Source organism: Mesorhizobium sp. B3-2-1, from assembly GCF_006439515.1.
Classification (GTDB): Bacteria; Pseudomonadota; Alphaproteobacteria; order Rhizobiales; family Rhizobiaceae; genus Mesorhizobium.
Genome location: NZ_VFTI01000015.1, coordinates 117,245 through 133,960 on the forward strand (window position 1 = coordinate 117,245; position 16,716 = coordinate 133,960).

At 62.8% G+C, this 16,716-nt stretch carries 15 protein-coding genes and 2 pseudogenes; 7 read left to right on the forward strand and 10 right to left on the reverse strand.

Features of this window, described 5'->3' with window-relative positions; all coding sequences use genetic code 11:
• Positions 1 to 8 precede the first annotated feature (8 nt).
• Both FJW08_RS17285 and FJW08_RS17290 read left to right on the forward strand, forming a co-directional pair.
• Positions 9 to 989, forward strand: a complete 981-nt coding sequence (locus FJW08_RS17285) for a hydroxyacid dehydrogenase (protein WP_140811650.1) — start codon at positions 9 to 11, stop codon at positions 987 to 989.
• Positions 990 to 1,133: 144 nt separating this feature from the next.
• Positions 1,134 to 1,418, forward strand: coding sequence for a hypothetical protein (locus FJW08_RS17290; RefSeq protein WP_227792053.1), 285 nt, complete (start codon positions 1,134 to 1,136; stop codon positions 1,416 to 1,418).
• A gap of 23 nt (positions 1,419 to 1,441) precedes the next feature.
• Here FJW08_RS17290 and FJW08_RS17295 read toward each other — a convergent pair whose 3' ends face one another.
• Complete coding sequence (locus FJW08_RS17295; RefSeq protein WP_140811617.1) at positions 1,442 to 2,737, reverse strand: amidase; 1,296 nt, start codon at positions 2,735 to 2,737, stop codon at positions 1,442 to 1,444.
• Between the two features lie 115 nt (positions 2,738 to 2,852).
• Here FJW08_RS17295 and FJW08_RS17300 point away from each other — a divergent pair, with 115 nt between their 5' ends.
• On the forward strand, positions 2,853 to 3,200 hold the full coding sequence (locus FJW08_RS17300; protein WP_140811618.1) for a GFA family protein: 348 nt from the start codon (positions 2,853 to 2,855) through the stop codon (positions 3,198 to 3,200).
• A 106-nt stretch (positions 3,201 to 3,306) separates the two neighbouring features.
• Here FJW08_RS17300 and FJW08_RS17305 read toward each other — a convergent pair.
• From FJW08_RS17305 to FJW08_RS17340, 8 genes and pseudogenes are all read right to left on the reverse strand, one after another.
• Positions 3,307 to 3,741: pseudogene (locus FJW08_RS17305) on the reverse strand (MFS transporter); the annotation flags it as partial.
• A gap of 142 nt (positions 3,742 to 3,883) precedes the next feature.
• Entirely contained in the window at positions 3,884 to 4,987 is a 1,104-nt protein-coding gene (locus FJW08_RS17310) for an ABC transporter ATP-binding protein (protein ID WP_140811619.1), read from the reverse strand.
• Positions 4,987 to 6,090 carry an ABC transporter ATP-binding protein gene (locus tag FJW08_RS17315; RefSeq protein WP_140811620.1) on the reverse strand — a complete coding sequence of 368 codons (1,104 nt, stop codon included), beginning with the start codon at positions 6,088 to 6,090 and terminating at the stop codon, positions 4,987 to 4,989. Before FJW08_RS17315 ends, FJW08_RS17310 begins: the two co-directional genes overlap by 1 nt.
• Positions 6,087 to 6,308: a hypothetical protein gene (locus FJW08_RS17320; RefSeq protein ID WP_140811621.1), complete on the reverse strand. Its 222-nt coding sequence runs from the start codon at positions 6,306 to 6,308 to the stop codon at positions 6,087 to 6,089. Before FJW08_RS17320 ends, FJW08_RS17315 begins: the two co-directional genes overlap by 4 nt.
• Positions 6,305 to 7,261 carry a carbohydrate ABC transporter permease gene (locus tag FJW08_RS17325; RefSeq protein WP_140756445.1) on the reverse strand — a complete coding sequence of 319 codons (957 nt, stop codon included), beginning with the start codon at positions 7,259 to 7,261 and terminating at the stop codon, positions 6,305 to 6,307. The genes FJW08_RS17320 and FJW08_RS17325 overlap by 4 nt, the downstream gene beginning before the upstream one ends.
• A 1-nt stretch (position 7,262) precedes the next feature.
• Complete coding sequence (locus FJW08_RS17330; protein ID WP_140756447.1) at positions 7,263 to 8,168, reverse strand: sugar ABC transporter permease; 906 nt, start codon at positions 8,166 to 8,168, stop codon at positions 7,263 to 7,265.
• Positions 8,169 to 8,233: 65 nt separating this feature from the next.
• Positions 8,234 to 9,550, reverse strand: a complete 1,317-nt coding sequence (locus FJW08_RS17335) for an extracellular solute-binding protein (protein ID WP_140756449.1) — start codon at positions 9,548 to 9,550, stop codon at positions 8,234 to 8,236.
• A gap of 365 nt (positions 9,551 to 9,915) precedes the next feature.
• A complete protein-coding gene (locus FJW08_RS17340) occupies positions 9,916 to 10,593 on the reverse strand; it encodes a TetR/AcrR family transcriptional regulator (RefSeq protein WP_140811623.1) in 678 nt (225 codons plus the stop codon).
• Between the two features lie 98 nt (positions 10,594 to 10,691).
• On the opposite strand from FJW08_RS17340, the gene FJW08_RS17345 reads away from it, so the two are divergent.
• The 3 genes and pseudogenes from FJW08_RS17345 to FJW08_RS17355 all read left to right on the forward strand — a co-directional run bounded on the left by FJW08_RS17345 (position 10,692) and on the right by FJW08_RS17355 (position 13,179).
• Positions 10,692 to 11,888, forward strand: coding sequence for a Tm-1-like ATP-binding domain-containing protein (locus tag FJW08_RS17345; protein WP_140811624.1), 1,197 nt, complete (start codon positions 10,692 to 10,694; stop codon positions 11,886 to 11,888).
• 9 nt (positions 11,889 to 11,897) lie between these two features.
• A complete protein-coding gene (locus tag FJW08_RS17350) occupies positions 11,898 to 12,761 on the forward strand; it encodes a phosphoenolpyruvate hydrolase family protein (RefSeq protein ID WP_140811625.1) in 864 nt (287 codons plus the stop codon).
• Positions 12,762 to 12,767: 6 nt separating this feature from the next.
• A pseudogene (locus FJW08_RS17355) lies at positions 12,768 to 13,179 on the forward strand (cupin domain-containing protein).
• A 219-nt stretch (positions 13,180 to 13,398) separates the two neighbouring features.
• Here the strand turns inward: FJW08_RS17355 and FJW08_RS17360 are convergent.
• The gene (locus FJW08_RS17360) at positions 13,399 to 14,589 is read right to left on the reverse strand and encodes a Xaa-Pro peptidase family protein (protein WP_140811626.1); all 1,191 of its coding nucleotides are present in this window, start codon (positions 14,587 to 14,589) and stop codon (positions 13,399 to 13,401) included.
• 369 nt (positions 14,590 to 14,958) lie between these two features.
• Here FJW08_RS17360 and FJW08_RS17365 point away from each other — a divergent pair, with 369 nt between their 5' ends.
• The gene (locus tag FJW08_RS17365; RefSeq protein WP_140811627.1) at positions 14,959 to 16,569 is read left to right on the forward strand and encodes an ABC transporter substrate-binding protein; all 1,611 of its coding nucleotides are present in this window, start codon (positions 14,959 to 14,961) and stop codon (positions 16,567 to 16,569) included.
• The last annotated feature ends 147 nt before the right edge of the window (positions 16,570 to 16,716 follow it).

Below are 16,716 nucleotides of genomic sequence, written 5' to 3' on the forward strand. Positions count from 1 at the left end.
CCCAGACCGTGCCAAAGATCCTGTCGACCCATCCGCTGCACCCACACGCCTCGGCCAGGCTGGCGGGCGCTGGTCAGCTCGTCATCGCCTCCGCGCTCGATGCCGCCACCTTGACCAGGGAGGCCAAGGACGCCGATATCGTCATCGTGCGCGCGCCACTGCCGCCGGCATTGTTCGAAGGAGCCTGGAAGCTCAGGGCCGCGATCCGCCATGGCGCCGGGCTCGACATGATCCCGATGGAAGCGGCCGCGGCAGCCGGCGTGCTCGTGGCCAACGTGCCGGCGGTCAATGCCCGCTCGGTCGCCGAGCATGTCATGTTCACCGCGCTTGCACTGCTGCGGCAGTTCCGCAGGGTCGACCGCGACCTGCGCGCCAAGGGTTGGCTTGCCGGACGCGAGCATGCCAACTCCAACATCGAACTCGCCGGCAAGACCATCGGCATCGTTGGTCTCGGCGCCGTCGGGCAAGCCGTCGGCCATATCGCCGCGCACGGCTTCGACCTGAGAGTGGTGGCAACGACGCGCAGCATGCAGCCGGCGCCGGAAAAAGTGGGCTTCCTGTCGATCGACGCGCTGGTCGAGCAGAGCGACATCGTCGTGCTCTGCTGTCCGCTGACCCCGGAGACGCGCGGCCTGATCAGCCGAGAGCGCATCGCCCGCATGAAACCCAACGCATTGCTGATCAACGTGTCGCGCGGGCCGGTCGTCGATGATGACGCGCTGATCGAGGCCTTGCGGGAGCGACGCATCGGCGGCGGCGCGCTCGACGTTTTCTCGACGCAGCCACTGCCGCCAAATCATCCCTATTTCGGCTTCGACAATGTCATCATCACCCCGCATATGGCTGGTATCACCGAGGAATCGATGATGCGCATGGGCGTCGGCGCGGCGGGCGAAGCCTTGCTGGTGCTGGCGGGCAAACTGCCGGTCAATCTGCGCAATCCGGAAGTGGTCGATCATTACCGGCGGCGGTTTCCGGCGCAGATATAGCATCGCGGTTTCGCCCCAATTCTCCGCGACGTTTAGGCGATGTCCTGTCTTCGCCTTGCAGTTCTGATTGCCGCAATTTCCTCTGTCAGCATCTTGCCGGCATACGCGGCAGCCGAGAGCAGCTATGTCTATTGCGACAACGGAATGCGCTGCTTCAAGGCACCCTGTCCATCGGGCAGCGCGCGCGATCTTGTCACCGGCACGATCATCAAGGATGTGTCGATCGACACCAGCGGATTGCCGCAGGCCGACAAGGCGATAACCGATCAGTCTGACGTGCTTTATAGCGGAAAGATCGTGGTCAGGGGTTCGATCGAACAGCGCACGCAGACCATCACCGGCAAGAACTACAGCCTGCCCTGGCTGGTCGCGACCCGTATCGTTCGCACCGCCAAGGACGGCGAACGCAAGCACTGTTCATCGCACTGATCCGTCGCTGCGACTCACGCCGATCAACCAGCCAGCAGCCTCTCCACTTCAGCGGCGATCCTCAGCAAACGATTGTCATGGCCTTTGCGCGCCACCAGCATCAACCCCATTGACAGCGATGTTCCCGGCATCGGCAGCGAGATCGCGCAGAGGTCGAATTGGTTGGCGACCTGCGTGTTGCGCAAAAGCAGGCCTTCGATACGATCACGCAGTTCGGCATCCTCAGCCAGGGAAGCGATGGTCGGCGCCGTCACCGGCGTGGTCGGTAAAGCCAGCACATCGATCGACGCCAGCCGCTCATCCATGGCGGCGGCCAGCGCGGCACGGCGGCGGAGCGCCCTGATATAGACCGGCGTCGGCAGCAGCGCCGCCCGCGACAATGGTCCGCTGACATGCGGGTCGACCGACACCGACGCCCCTGCCGCCAGCCAGTCGGCATGCACTTCCGCGCCTTCCATCGCCGCGATGGAACCGCGCTTGGTGGCCACGCGCAAATCCCCGATCATGTCGTCAATCGACAGATCCGCAATGCGTGCGCCAGTCGACCCTATCTTGCCGAGACAATGCTCGAAGGCCGCGGCAATCTCGCCTTCCGTGTCGCCGAAGAGAACGCCGCGCGGAACGCCGATGCGAAGCCCGGCGAGTGGAATGGCCGCCAATTCGTTCCGCACCTCGCCGGCCATCACCGCGTCGGCGGCGGCGCATTGCGAGACGGTTCGGGCAAGCGGCCCGACCGAGTCCAACGTGCCCGAAAGCGGAAAGGCGCCAGAAAGCGGCACGCGCCGAGCCGTCGGCTTGAAGCCGACGACGCCATTGAGCGCCGCTGGAATGCGGATCGACCCGCCGGTGTCGGAACCGATCGAGACGTCGCTGGTCCCCTCACCGACGGATACGCCCGCGCCGGATGACGACCCGCCTGGAATGCGGCTTGCATCGACGGCATTGCCGGGCGTGCCGTAATGCATGTTGTCACCGATCGCGGTGAAGGCGAATTCGGTCATGTTGGTCTTGCCGATGATAACCGCGCCGGCCTGGCGCAACCGGCCAACGATGGCGGCGTCGCGCTGAGCCGGCGCGGCGGTCTTGCGCATCAGCGAACCAGCCGTGGTCGGCTCGCCAGCGACATCGAACAGATCCTTGATAGAGACAATGGTGCCGTCGAGTGGGCCGAGCGTCACGCCGGCTCGTATACGGGCGTCGCTGGCATCAGCCGCGGCCCGCGCCGCTTCGGCATAGAGCTTCATGAAGACCTTCTCGTCGGCCGCACGATTGGCAAGACGTGACAGGATGTTTTCGAGATGGTCGCGGATTGATTGCATGTCGATGTCGGACTCCGCCAGGATAGAACGTTCTTAGGGCAAGCAGCCGCCAGGCCTGCCGAAGGGATAACAAGGCCAGCGTGCCTTTGCACCTGCCAGCGATAGGAAGATACTGATGCTGTACAAGGGCAGTTGCCACTGCGGCAAGGTTGCGTTCGAGGTGGAGGGCGAGCTTGAGGGCGTCGTGCGCTGCAATTGCTCGATCTGCGCCCGCAAGGGTGCGCTGCTATGGGCCGTGCCACATGACAAGCTTACCCTCGTCGCCTGGGGCGATGATCTGGGCCGCTACACATTCGGCGGGGCGAAAATAGCGCACCGCTTCTGCCGATCCTGCGGCATCCATCCCTTTGCCGAAGACACCAGTGAAGGCGGCGAACGAAGCGCCTACGTCAACGTCAATTGCGTCACAGGTCTCGACCCGTCCGCCTTGTCGGTCTTCGAGTTCGACGGGCGGGCAGTCTAAGCTTCCCAGTACCCGGTCGACCACTATTCGTTCAACGCGGCCTCAAAATAACGACGGCCCGAAAACCGCAGTGGTTCTCGGGCCGTTGCGTGGCTGTTGGGAGGGGCTATTCGGCCTGCTTCTGGCCGCGCAGGAGCACCACGACGGCAGCCAGCAGCGTGGCGATGCCGCAATAGGCGAAGGCGCTGGCGACGCCGGCATGGTCGACCAGCAGGCCGCCAAAGACGGCGCCCATGGCAATCGCGACCTGGAAGGTCGCCACCATCAGTCCGCCGGCGCTTTCAGCCTGGTCGGGCGCTGCCCGCACCAGCCAGCTCTGCAGCCCGACCGGCACCGCGCCGAAGGCAAAGCCCCAGGCCGCGACGGCGGCGGCGGCGATCATGGGCGAAGCGCCAAGGATCAGCATCGAGGCGGCCGCCAATGCAATCAGCAACGGCGCCAGTGCCACCGCGGCCTTGAGGTTGCGCTCAGCCAGGAAGCCGCCGGCAAGATTGCCGAAGAAGCCACCAATGCCGTAGGCCAGCAGCACCAGCGAGATCGTAAGGTCGAACTGCCACCTGGATCCTACTGAACCCAGAAGGCCAATGAGATGCATGACGACGCCTGCCTCTCGCAGACGGAATGCGTGATCCTGTTGATCAACGACACGCCATACGAGACCTATCTGCCGAAATAGCCGCGCCCTATGACGCGTGGCGCAAGCTGACACCACTGCCCTTGTCGAACAGCACCACCTTGTCGGGATTCCAGGCAAAGCGCACCGGCTGCTCGATCGCGACATCGGTCCTGGCCGGCACCGTGGCGCGCAACAAGGTGTCGCCGACGCGGAGCGTCAGGATCTTCTCCACGCCATGGTTCTCGACGTCGTGGACGCGTGCCTCGACCGGTGCGCCGCTCTCCAGATAGACGTCCTCCGGACGGATGCCGAAGACCAGCGGGCGACCGTCGGTCGTCGCACGCGCCCCTGCCCCCGCAAAAGTCTTGGCCGCCCCCGCAAAGGGCAGTTCGAAATTCAATGGCGCCATCACCGCGCGGCCGTTCACCAGCCTGCCGTCGATGAGGTTCATCGGCGGCGAGCCGACGAAGCTCGCTACATAGGTGTCGCGCGGATTGTTGTAGATCTCGTGCGGCGTGCCGGTCTGGATGATGCGGCCGTGGTTGAGCACGCCGACCTTGTCGCCCATCGACATTGCCTCGATCTGGTCGTGGGTGACGAACAGGAAGGTGGCGCCGAGCTGTATCTGCAGGTTCTTCAACTCGGTGCGCAGCGCCTCGCGCAATTTGGCGTCAAGCGCCGACAGCGGCTCGTCCATCAGGAACACGCGCGGCTTGCGCACGATGGCGCGGCCGATGGAGACGCGCTGCATCTCGCCGCCGGACAGCCGGTCGGTCTTGCGGTCGAGCAGGTGCTCGATCCGCAGCGTGCGGGCGGCGCGGTCGACGCGGTCCTTGATCTCGGCGTCCGGCAGCCTGCGGATCTTCGGCTTCAGCGGAAATTCGAGATTCTCGCGCACCGTGTAGCGCGGGTAGAGCGAGTATTGCTGCAGCACCAGCGCCACGTCGCGCTCGGCCGCGCCCCAGTCGGCGACATCGGTGCCGTTGATGAACACTTGGCCTTCCGTCGGCTTTTCGAGACCGGCGATCAGCCTCAGTGTCGTCGTCTTGCCGGCGCCAGTCTCGCCGAGCAGCACGAAGAACTCGCCATCGGCGATGTCGAGGTCGAGGTCGATCAGCGCGGTGTGGCTGCCAAACTTCTTGGTGATGTTCTTCAGTTCGATATGGGCCATTACAGCCTCACCCCCAGCGACTTGCCGCTTGCCGTGTCGAAGAAATGCGCCTGCTCCGGATCGATGCGGACATGGACCTTCTCGCCGGGACCCGAAACGTAGCCGGCCTTGGTGCGCGCACGCAGCATCTCGGAGCCGACCTTGAGGTCGACGACGTCGAACGATCCCAGCGGCTCGATGATGTTCGCCTCGACCGGCATGTAGCCTGGCGCTGCATCGTGCCGGACGAGCACGCCCTCCGGGCGGATGCCGAGCGTCAAGCCACCGTTGGAATGCCCGTTGAGCTTGGACAGGAGCTGGCGCGGGAACTCAAAGCCCGCCGGCGCGCCGCCGACCGTGACGGCGGCGGCACTGGCATGTTCGGTGACGCTGGCCTCGGCGATGTTCATCACCGGGCTGCCGACGAATTGCGCCACGAACAGGTTCGCCGGGTGCGAATAGACATCGTCCGGCGTACCGACTTGCTGGATGAAACCCTCATGCATGATGACGATCCGGTCGGCCAGGCTCATTGCCTCGATCTGGTCGTGGGTGACGTAGATCGTGGTCGACCCCTGTTTGACGTGCAGGCGCTTGATCTCGGCGCGCATCTCTTCGCGCAGCTTGGCGTCCAGCGCGCCGATCGGTTCGTCCATCAGCATTGCCTTCGGGCGCCGCACCAGCGCTCGGCCGATCGCAACGCGCTGCATGTCGCCGCCGGAGAGCGCAGACGGCCTCTTGTCGAGCAGGTCGGTGATGCGCAGGACCCGGGCGACCTCGCGCACAGACTTGTCGACCTCGCCGCTGCTCATGCGCGTGGCGCGCAGCGGAAAGGCGATGTTCTCGAACACTGTCATGTGCGGGTAGAGCGAGAAGGACTGGAACACCATGGCGATGTCGCGGTCGGCGGCCTTGAGGTGCTGCACCGCCTTGCCGTCGATCAGAATGTCGCCCTGATCGATCGTCTCCAGCCCCGCTATCGCGCGCAGCGTCGTGGTCTTGCCGCAGCCAGACTGGCCGAGCAGCACGATAAACTCGTTGTCGGCGATGGCGAGGTTCAAGTTGTGGATGACCTGGACGGCACCGAAGAATTTCTCGATGCCACGAAGTTCGATCTGCGTCACTGCCGGGCTCCCCCATACGTCGCGGCGCCGGTTTCCTCGCCGCGCTCCGGCGCAATCTTCGATGTGATGTTGAAGCCGATCAGTCCGGCCAGAATGATCGTCACGCCGTAGGAATGCAGGTTGAGGCTCCATGGCTGGCAGAGCGCAACGATGCCCAGAACCATGAGGATCTGCGATGCCGGCAACAGGTACTTCTCGTTGATGGCGCGAAAACTCATTTGCGGATCGCTCCGAACGTCACGCCGCGAAGCAGATGGTTGCGCAGCAGGAAGGTGAAGATCGCGACCGGCAGCAGGAACAGGAAAGTGCCCGCCGCGATCGTGGTCCAGTCCGGCAGGCCGGAGCCGATCTGCGATGGGATGAAGGGCGGCGCCGTCTGCGCGCGGCGATTGGTCATGATCAGCGCGAAAGCGTATTCGTTCCAAGCGGTGATGAAGCAGAACACGGCGGTGGCGGCGATGCCGGTTGCCGCTTCCGGCAGCACGATCTTGAAGAAGGCCTGCATGCGGGTGTAGCCGTCTACCAGCGCCGCCTCCTCATACTCCTTCGGGATCTCGTCCATGAAGCCCTTCATCAGCCAGACCGAGAAGGACAGGTTGAAGGCAACGTAGAGGATGATCAGGCCGATATGCGAGTCGTTGAGGCCGACCACCCGGTACATCAGGAACATAGGGATGGCGACCACCACCGGCGGCAGCATGCGAGTCGACAGAATAAAGAAGAGCAGGTCCGCCTCGCCGGCGATCTTGAAGCGCGAGAAGCCGTAGGCGGTGAAGGTTCCCATGCCCACCGCAAGCACGGTACTGATGACCGCCACGATCAGGCTGTTCATGAACCGGTCGGGATATTGCGAAAGCTGTACGTCCTTGCCGACCTTCAGCACCCTCTCGCCGCCATCATAGATGCGCTTTTCCCACCAGGGCGCGGCCTCGTAGACTTGCGGGTCAACGGCTTTCTGCATCTGCACGCGCTTGGTGAAGAGCCTGATGAACGGCGTCACCTCAGGCTCGAACAGCACGGTAGGCGGCACGCTGACGGCCAACTCCTTCGGCTTGAACGCCGTCGAGGCGATCCAGTAGATCGGCGCCAGGAACATCAGCGTGGCGATCAGCACCGCGGCGATGGCGATGCGGTTGAAAGCGATCTCGGAAGAAGTGCGGACGGCGGCCATGTCAGCGCTCCTTCACCTTGTTGAGGTACTTCACGTAGAGGTTGGTGATGGCCAGCACCATGATCAGCACGATGTAGGCTAGCGCGCAGGACTTGCCTGTGTCCCATTGCTGGAAGGCCTGCTTGTAGAGCCGGATCGCAATCAGCTCGGCTGTCGGCTGGGTCGTCATCGTGTAGGCGATGTCGAAGGTCTTGAAGGCTTCCATGGTGCGGAAGATCAGCGCGATCAAAAGGATCGGCGAGACCAGCGGCAAGGTGATGCGGGTGAAAGTGTACCACCAACTGGCGCGGTCGATCGCGGCGGCCTCGTAGAGGTGCTGCGGCACGGCCGAAAGGCCGGCGAGCGACAGCAGCATGACGAAGGGGGACCACATCCAGATGTCGGTGATCGCGACCGCGTAGAGCGCGCTGTCGGGATTGGAGAGCCAGGCGAAGTCGCCCAGGCCGAAGACATAGTTGATCGGACCCCAGGACGGGCTGTAGAGCAGCTGCCAGAACAGGCCGACGACCGCCGCCGACATCATCATCGGCAACAGCAAGAGCGTGGTGATCAGGCCCTTCATCGGAAAGCTGCGGTTGAGCAGAAGCGCAAGGCCGAAGCCGACGATCATCTGTCCGGCCACCGAAACGATCACGTATTTCGCCGTGATGACGAAGTTCGACCAGATATGGTCGTCGCTGAGCAGCTCGCGATAATTCTGCAAGCCGACGAACTGCCAGGGCTCGCTGCGGTTCGCGGCGAAGTTGGTGAAGGAATAGCCGAGCGAATAGATCAGCGGAAAGATGTTGAAGACGATCAGAAAGACCAGTGTCGGGATGATGAACAGGTTGCGGATGGTCAGATCGGACCAGCCGCGGGCAGCGGCCCTGGACGCAGGGTCAAGATTGGTGAGGGCTACTGAAGCCAACGGTTGTCTCCTGAAAACAGGAATGCCGGAGGGGAAACCCTCCTCCGGCATTCTGACTGTGATGCTTACTTGTAGCGGTTGTACTTGGTGAACGTCGCCTTCCAGTCGGCGGTGGTCTTGTCGAGCGCCTCCTGGGCGGTGCCCTTGCCGCCAACCACGAACGGATAGATGTTCTGATTCAGCTGATCGAGCACTTCGGCGTATTCAGGCGTCGCCCAGAAGTCCTTGACCATGAACATTGTGTCGTAGAACGCCTTGTTGTAGGGGGTGGCATTCTGGAAGGCTTCCGACTTCAGCACGGCCTGGCTGCAGGTGTAGCCGCCGAGCTCGGCCCACTTCTTCTGGGTCTCGTCCTTGATGAACCATTCAAGGAACTTCATCGCCTCGTCCTTGTTCTTCGAATACGAGATAACCGAAACACCCTGGCCGCCGAGAGCGGCGAAGCGCTTGCCGTCCGGGCCGGCAGGGTTGGCGAAGAAGCCGGTGACGTCGGCATAGGGGTTGGTGGCCTTGTTCACCAGCGGCGGGAAGAAGGCAAAGAAGTTCATGCTCATCGCGGCGAGGCCGCCGGTGATCGCCTGGTTGTCTTCCACGAAGAAAGTCTTGCCCCAGCCGGGAGGCGTGAACTTGTAGAGTTCCTTGTACATGTCGAGGCCGGCGGCAGCCTCTTTGGAATTGGTGATGCCGTCGACCTTGTAGGTTGCGTAGTCGCCGAGATCGCCGCCATAGCTGAAGATGGCGCTTTCGACGCCCATCGCCATCGCGTCATAGGAATTGTCGGTATAGATGGCGACGCCGTAGCGCTTCTGGTCGGGACGATAGAAGAACTCGGCGATGTCGCGCAGTTGCGCATAGGTCTTCGGAATATCGAGGTCGTAACCGTATTTCGCCTTGAAGGCTTCCTTCTCCTTCGGGTCCTCGAACCAGTCCTTGCGATAGGACCAGCCGATCGCATCGCCTTCCAGCGGAATCGCCCAGTACTTGCCGGACCCGCCAGGGTATTCGGCATAGTATTTGATGGTCGCGGGCGCCATCACGTCCTTGAGCTTGTGCTTGTTGAAGAAGTCGGTGAGGTCGACATAGTGGCCCTGCGTCGAGCCGGCGCCGAGCCATTGCGAGTCGCCGACCACCAGGTCGTAGGCATCGCCATGCGCGTTGAATTCGGTAAAGGCCTTGGTCTGGAAGTCAGGCCACGGCGTGGTCTGTACCGTGACCTTTACGCCGGTCTCGGCCGTATAGTCGTTGACGAGTTCCTGCAGATAGTTAGCCGGATCCCATTCCGCCCAGAAGATGGTGAGTTCCTTGTCCTGCGCGTGGACGGACGTTCCGTAGGCAAGCGTCAGGCCGATACCAGCGAGCACGCTGGTCACTAACTTGCGCATAATGATTTCCTCCCTTGTGCGCGTTCTACCCTGTCATGCGAGGCGGCGACGGAGCCGGCCCTGGTAGTTCCTCCCGTAATCGAACCTTTTCCGGTTCCGAGCCTCCTCGCCCTGCCGGAAAACGTATCTCAGCCCTCCATTTCCGATCCGCTTTTCTTTCCATCTGGTATTACCAATTATGAATGCCCGTCAAGCCCTTTCTTGAGCAATGATGCCGGCCAAAGCCATCGAGTTCCAGATTTATCCAACTGTTTTCTCTATATTTTCCTACTCATTGATACGTCTTGACCTCATGCGGACTTTTGCACCATGGGCATTGTCAGTCGTCGGCATGCAAATCTGGTAGAACCAGATAAGCGCCATTTCTATCTCGTCGCCAGCGTCATCCCAGCCGTATCGACGGTCGACTCCGTGATCGCCGCGCGCACCAACGCACTCGCTGCCCATTGCGCGACCGACATCATCCGGCGGCTGTCCAGCCCCCATATATCCTTGAGCACGATCAGCACCTCGACGCCGAAGATCAGCGACAGCGCCTGCGCCAGCCGCTTGAAGTCGCGCGGCGGCAAGCGGCCCTTGAGCGGCGCGAGCGCTTCCTTCAGCAAATCGACGCGATGACCGCGCGTGAAGGCCGGCTCGCCGCCCAGCGTGCCTGCCTGGCGCCGCGCCCATTGATCGAGCGACAGCTTCAACGCTGCCTTGAATGTCGCCTCGAAGGCCTCGATGCGCGGCATGGCCGTATCGAACAGTTCGGCCACGCGGCGCTCGGCATCGGCGGCGGTGGATTTCCAGGTGAGGATCGGTCCGAGCCCCTCGTCGACGACCGCCTGCACCAAGGCTGCCTGGCTCGGAAAATAGCGATAGGCGGTGGCGCGGGACACTTGCGCCGCCTCCGCCACCTCGCTGACCGAGGGCGTCGCCCCCGCCTGCATCAGCTTTGTCGCCGTCTCCAGCATCAGCCGTCTCGTACGCGCGCGGGGTCCGCGCTCGGCTCTCTCACCGGTGTCTTCGTTCGCCGCACCTTGTTGACGTGAGACATCCATGCCAATACGATACGCGCGTCTCAAAAAATTGCAATGGCCGTCCGCCAGGCTTGGCGATGAGACACACGCATCGCAGCCGCCAGTATTGGGGACCCTTGATGAAGCGCGTCTATGTGGTGGGCACGGCTGACACGAAGGGCGAGGAACTCAGCTTCCTGGCCGATGCCATCGCCGCGGCAGGCGCCGTCGTTTGCCGTGTCGACGTCGGAACGCGCGAGGCGACAATATCTCTCGACATTGCTGCCAAGGATGTCGCCGCACATCATCCCGGCGGCAGCACCGCCGTACTCGGCGGCAATGACCGTGGCGCGGCGGTCGCCGCCATGGGCGTCGCCTTTACCCGTTTCATCCAATCGCGAAATGACATTGCCGGTGTGGTCGGCATTGGCGGCGGCGGCGGCACTTCGATCATCACCGCAGGCATGCGTGCGCTGCCGCTCGGCCTGCCCAAGATCATGGTCTCGACGCTGGCCTCCGGCGACACCGCTCCCTATGTCGACGTATCCGACATCATCATGATGCCATCGGTGACGGACATGGCCGGCCTCAACCGGCTGTCTCGTGTCGTCCTGCACAACGCCGCCCAGGCGATAGCGGGCATGGCAGGCAATCCGGCGCCGGCAGCGGACGGCAAAGCGTCGATCGGCCTCACCATGTTCGGCGTCACCACGCCTTGCGTGACCGCAATTGCCGATCAATTGCGCGACATCTACGACTGCATGGTCTTCCATGCCACCGGCACCGGCGGCCGCAGCATGGAGAAATTGGCCGACAGCGGCCTGCTATCGGCTGTCGTCGACATCACCACGACCGAGGTCTGCGACCTCTTGTGCGGCGGCGTGTTGCCGGCGACGCAGGACCGTTTCGGTGCCATCGCCCGCACCAAGCTGCCCTATGTCGGCTCGGTCGGCGCACTTGACATGGTCAACTTCTGGGCACCATCGACCATTCCGGAGCGCTATCGCGGCAGGCTGTTCTATGAGCACAACCCGAACGTCACGCTGATGCGCACGAGCGCGCAGGAATGCCGCGCGATCGGCGAATGGATCGGCACCAGGCTCGCCCAGTGCGAAGGTCCGGTGCATTTCCTGATCCCGGAAAAAGGCGTTTCCGCACTCGACATCGAAGGCGGCGCTTTCTTCGATCCGAAAGCCGACGCCGTCCTGTTCGACGCCATCGAGCGCACCATCCGGCCGGATGCGGCGCGCCGCGTCACCCGCCTGCCGCTGCATATCAACGATCCCGAATTCGCCAGGGCCGCGGTCGCTGCCTTTCTCGATATCGCCAGACAGTGAGACCCAGACATGCCAGCCATACCGCGCAAGGACATATTGAAGAGATTCCGGGGAATGATCGACAAGGGCGTGCCGATCGTCGGCGGCGGCGCCGGCACCGGCCTGTCGGCCAAGGCCGAGGAAGCCGGTGGCATCGACCTCATCATCATCTACAATTCCGGCCGCTACCGCATGGCCGGGCGCGGCTCGGCAGCCGGCCTGCTCGCCTATGGCAATGCCAACGAGATCGTCAAGGAGATGGCCTATGAGGTGCTGCCGGTGGTCAGACACACGCCAGTGCTGGCCGGGGTCAACGGCACCGACCCTTTCGTCATCATGCCGCTGCTGCTCGCGGAACTGAAGACGATGGGCTTTTCCGGCGTGCAGAACTTTCCAACCATCGGCCTGTTCGACGGCAGCATGCGGCAGAGCTTCGAGGAGACCGGCATGGGCTTCGGCCTCGAGGTCGACATGATCGCCGAGGCGCACAAGCTCGACCTCTTGACCACGCCCTATGTCTTCAATCCCGAAGAAGCGCGCGCCATGACCAAAGCCGGAGCCGATATCGTCGTCGCCCATATGGGCGTGACGACCGGCGGCTCGATCGGCGCCACGTCGGCCAAGTCGCTCGACGACTGCGTCGTTGCCATCGACGCCATCGCCGAGGCGGCGCGCTCTGTGCGCAAGGACGTCATCCTGCTTTGCCATGGCGGCCCGATCTCGATGCCCGACGATGCGCGCTACATCCTCTCCCATGCCAAGGGCCTGCATGGCTTCTATGGCGCGAGCTCGATGGAACGGCTGCCCGCGGAAGCCGCGATCGCCAGGCAGACGGCGGATTTCAAGGCCGTGACGCTGGGCAGTGAGAAGACCGCCAAGAAAACGAAGGGGTGATGAGAGATGACCGACAAGAGCAAGGTGTTTGTCTACCCGAAGGACGTCAGCGCCTTCGGTTTCGACTGGGGAAAACTATCTTTGACGGTGGCACCTGAAGTGAACGGCGCGACCCGCTTTTCCGGCGGCGTCGTCGACCTGCCCTCAGGGCCACACCCGCCACAACCATCCGGGCGCCGAGGAAATCATCTTCGTCATCTCCGGCCATGGCGAACAGATGGTCGAGGACGAGAAGGGCAATCCGGTGGTCGAGAAAGTCGGCCCCGGCTGCACCATCTATGTGCCGGAAAGCCGGTTCCACTCGACGCTCAACACTGGTGATCAGCCGATGCAGCTGTTCGTCGTTTATTCGCCGGCCGGGCCGGAGCTTGGGCTGCGGGAGCTGCCGGATTTCAGGCTGATCCCGGTGGGGCAGTGATGAGCTTGGTCGAGGCAGCGCCGCCCCTCATTGTCCTGCCGGACATTTCTCCCCGTATAGTGACGGGGAGAAAGCCGCTCTCATCCAGGCTTTCGCCAATTTCCGACGTATCAAAGTAAGTGCCGAGATGTCCGCTGTCGTCTTTTCCCTGTCATTATACGGGGAGAAGGTGCCGGCAGGCGGATGAGGGGCAGCGCTGGCCTTTGACCCTTTTTGGCTCTAAAGAGCCCCACCCCTGTTCCAGCCCCTGCCCCGATCGCCGAACATCACATAACCACTCTCTGTCACGGCAAGCGTGTCCTCCAGCTTGATGAAGCCGCGCGTCGGGTGAAGCATGGTGGTCTCCACCGACAACACCATGTTTTTCTCCAGCGGCTTGGCCGCGTAGGTGCCTTCATAAGTCACCGGATGGTTGGTCATCAGGAACGGCGCCTCATGCGTGATCAGGCCCATGCCGTGGGCGAAGAAATCCGTGTAGGGCGCGACCTTGGATTTCTTCAGCACGCCCTCGGCGTGAGCGATGATGTCGCCACCCAGCACACCTGCCCTCACCTTCGAAAACGCCGCCTGCTGCACCGTCTCGACCTCGGCCAGCAGATCTTCCAGCTCGGCGTCCGGTTCGCCTAGAATGCCCATCCTGCAGAGGTCGCCGATATAGCCGTGATAATTGCCGCCGGAATCGATCGACAGCACCTCGCCATTCTTCCACGCCTGGCTTGATGAAGCGCGGTTGTGGCTCGAGCCCAGCGTCAGCAGGCAATATTCGAAATGCGCGCCGCGATTGGTCTCCTCGCGCCGGAGCTGTTCGATCATCTCGGCTTTGGTCGTGCCCTCGTGCGCCCAGGCGATGGTCGCCAGCATGGAATCGGTGATCAGTTCCGAGGCTATGCGCAGCTTTTCGAGCTCGGCGTCGGTCTTGATGGCACGCATGCGCTCCAGCATGTCGGTCGCGTCGATCAGCTTGGCGTCCGGCAGCGCCTTGCGGATCAGCGCATAGGCGTCCGACGGCAGGAAACCGGGCTCGATGCCGATGCGGGCATCGCCCTTGCCGATCTTCCTGACATGCTCGACGGCAAGATTGGCGGCGTCGAGCGTGCCCCAGCAGGCGGCATGCAGCGTCGGCGTCCAGAACGGATGGTTCTGGTGCTCACCGCCCTCCATGCGGTTGCCGATATAGGCCGCATGATCCGGCCCGCCCTTCTCGTATACGACGAATGGCAAGTAGCGGCTGTGGCCGATCGCATCCATGGCCGCGAAGAAGATGAACTTGTAGCCGCCCAGCAGATATTGTGTGTTGTGCTTGGAGGTCGCGAGCAGCACGTCGATGCCAGCCTCCTCCATCAGTCGGTCGACCCTGGCCTGGTGGAACGGGATATTGCTGACAGCACTCTTGCCCGGCGCAACGTTCATCTCTCTCTCTCTCTCCCTGAATTGCCCGGGATCGGCGCTGTTTCGCACCCGATCCGCTGGCTCGCGATCAAATCTGCACCATTTTTCTCACTCTGGTCCAGCCAGAAACGTGACGAAGACCGCATTCAGGCGGCACCAAGCCATTATTCGTCCACATATCCGCAAATCTGGTCCTACCAGAAACCTGAATTGAATGAACCTACGCCAAACTGGTCCAGCGGACGGAAATTTCAAAGCCAAGCAATGATGCGCCAATTCCGTCTCTGGCGAAACCCTCGGCAAGGCTCATAATCCCCGCCGCAGGATGCCGATGCACGCGCCGGCGTTCGAGGTCGCGCCTGGTCGGGTCGCGCGGAGAGGACGGAGTTCATGTCAGGTTTCACCATTTCCAGACGCACCATGCTTACGGGCTCGGCAATGCTGCTGGCCTCCACGGCCATGCCGGCACTCGGCTGGGCACAGACACCGAAGAAGGGCGGCCGGCTCGTGCTTGCCGCCGATTCCGAGCCACGCAATCTCAATCCGGCGATCGTCGCCTCCAACGGCGTCTTCTTCATCTCCAGCAAGATCGTCGAGACGCTGGCCGAAGCCTCCTTCGACGGCAAGGACGGGCTCGCGCCACGGCTGGCGGTGAGCTGGGAGGCGGCCGCCGACGGGCTCTCGGCGACGTTCAAGCTGCGCGAAGGCGTCAAATGGCATGACGGCAAGCCATTCACTTCGGCCGACGTCGCCTTCTCGGCGCTGCAGATCTGGAAGCCGCTGCAGAATCTCGGCCGCACCGTGTTCAAGGACCTCAGCGCGGTCGACACGCCGGACGATCTGACCGCAGTGTTCAAGTTCGCCAAGCCAACGCCGTTCCAGCTGATCCGAAACGCCTTGCCGGCGTTGTCCAGCGTCGTGCCGAAGCACGTCTACGAAGTCGGCAAGATCGAGGACAACCCCGCCAACAACGCGCCGATCGGTACCGGTCCGTTCAAGTTCGGCGAGTACAGGGCCGGCCAGTATTACCGGCTGACGAAGAACACCGACTACTGGGGCAAGGACGAGCCCTATCTCGATGAGATCATCTATCAGGTCCTGCCCGACCGTACCTCGGCCGCTGCCGCGCTGGAGGCCGAGGAAATCCAGCTCGCGGCTTTCTCCGCCGTGCCGCTGGCCGACCTCGACCGCATTTCCAAGGTTCCCGGCCTGAAGGTCATCACCAAGGGTTATGAGGGGCTGACCTACCAGCTCGTGGTCGAGATCAACCATCGCCGCAAGGAACTGGCCAACCTCAAGGTGCGCCAAGCCATCGCGCATGCCATCGACAAGGACTTCGTCGTCAAGACGGTGTTCCTCGGCTATGCCGCCACCGCCACCGGCCCAGTGCCGAAGAACGATCCGCAATTCTACACCGCGGACGTGCCGACCTATGCTTTCGATGTCGCCAAGGCCAACGCCCTGCTCGACGAAGCCGGCTATAAGAAAGGCGCCGATGGCAACCGCTTCTCGCTCAAGCTCTTGCCCGCCCCCTATTTCAACGAAACAAAACAGTTCGGCGACTATCTGCGCCAGGCGCTCGCGGCAATAGGCATCGATGCGCAACTGGTCAACAACGACTCTGCCGCGCACATTAAGGCGGTCTACACCGACCACGCCTTCGACCTCGCGGTCGGCCCGCCGGTCTTCCGCGGCGACCCGGCGATCTCGACCACCATCCTGGTGCAGAGCGGCATCCCCGATGGCGTGCCGTTCTCCAACCAGGGCGGCTACAAAAACCCTGCGCTCGACGCGCTGATCACCAAGGCCTCGGAAACGCTGGACACAGCGGCGCGCACCGACCTCTATAAGGAGTTCCAGAAGCAAGTCGCCGCGGACCTGCCCCTGATCAACGTCGCTGAATGGAGTTTTATCAGTGTGGCCAGTGACAAGCTCGGCAACATCGCCAACAACCCGCGCTGGGCGGTTTCGAACTGGGCGGACACGTATTTGGAGTCGTGACACACTCACGCGGATGAGAGTTCGCGAGAGAATGGGAGCTTGGGCAAAAGCCGAGTTCCTTCACACCCCCCTCTGTCCTGCCGGACATCTCCCCCGCAAGGGGGGAGATCAGCAGCTTGTCCGCCTCGCCAATTCCGCAACGTCGGC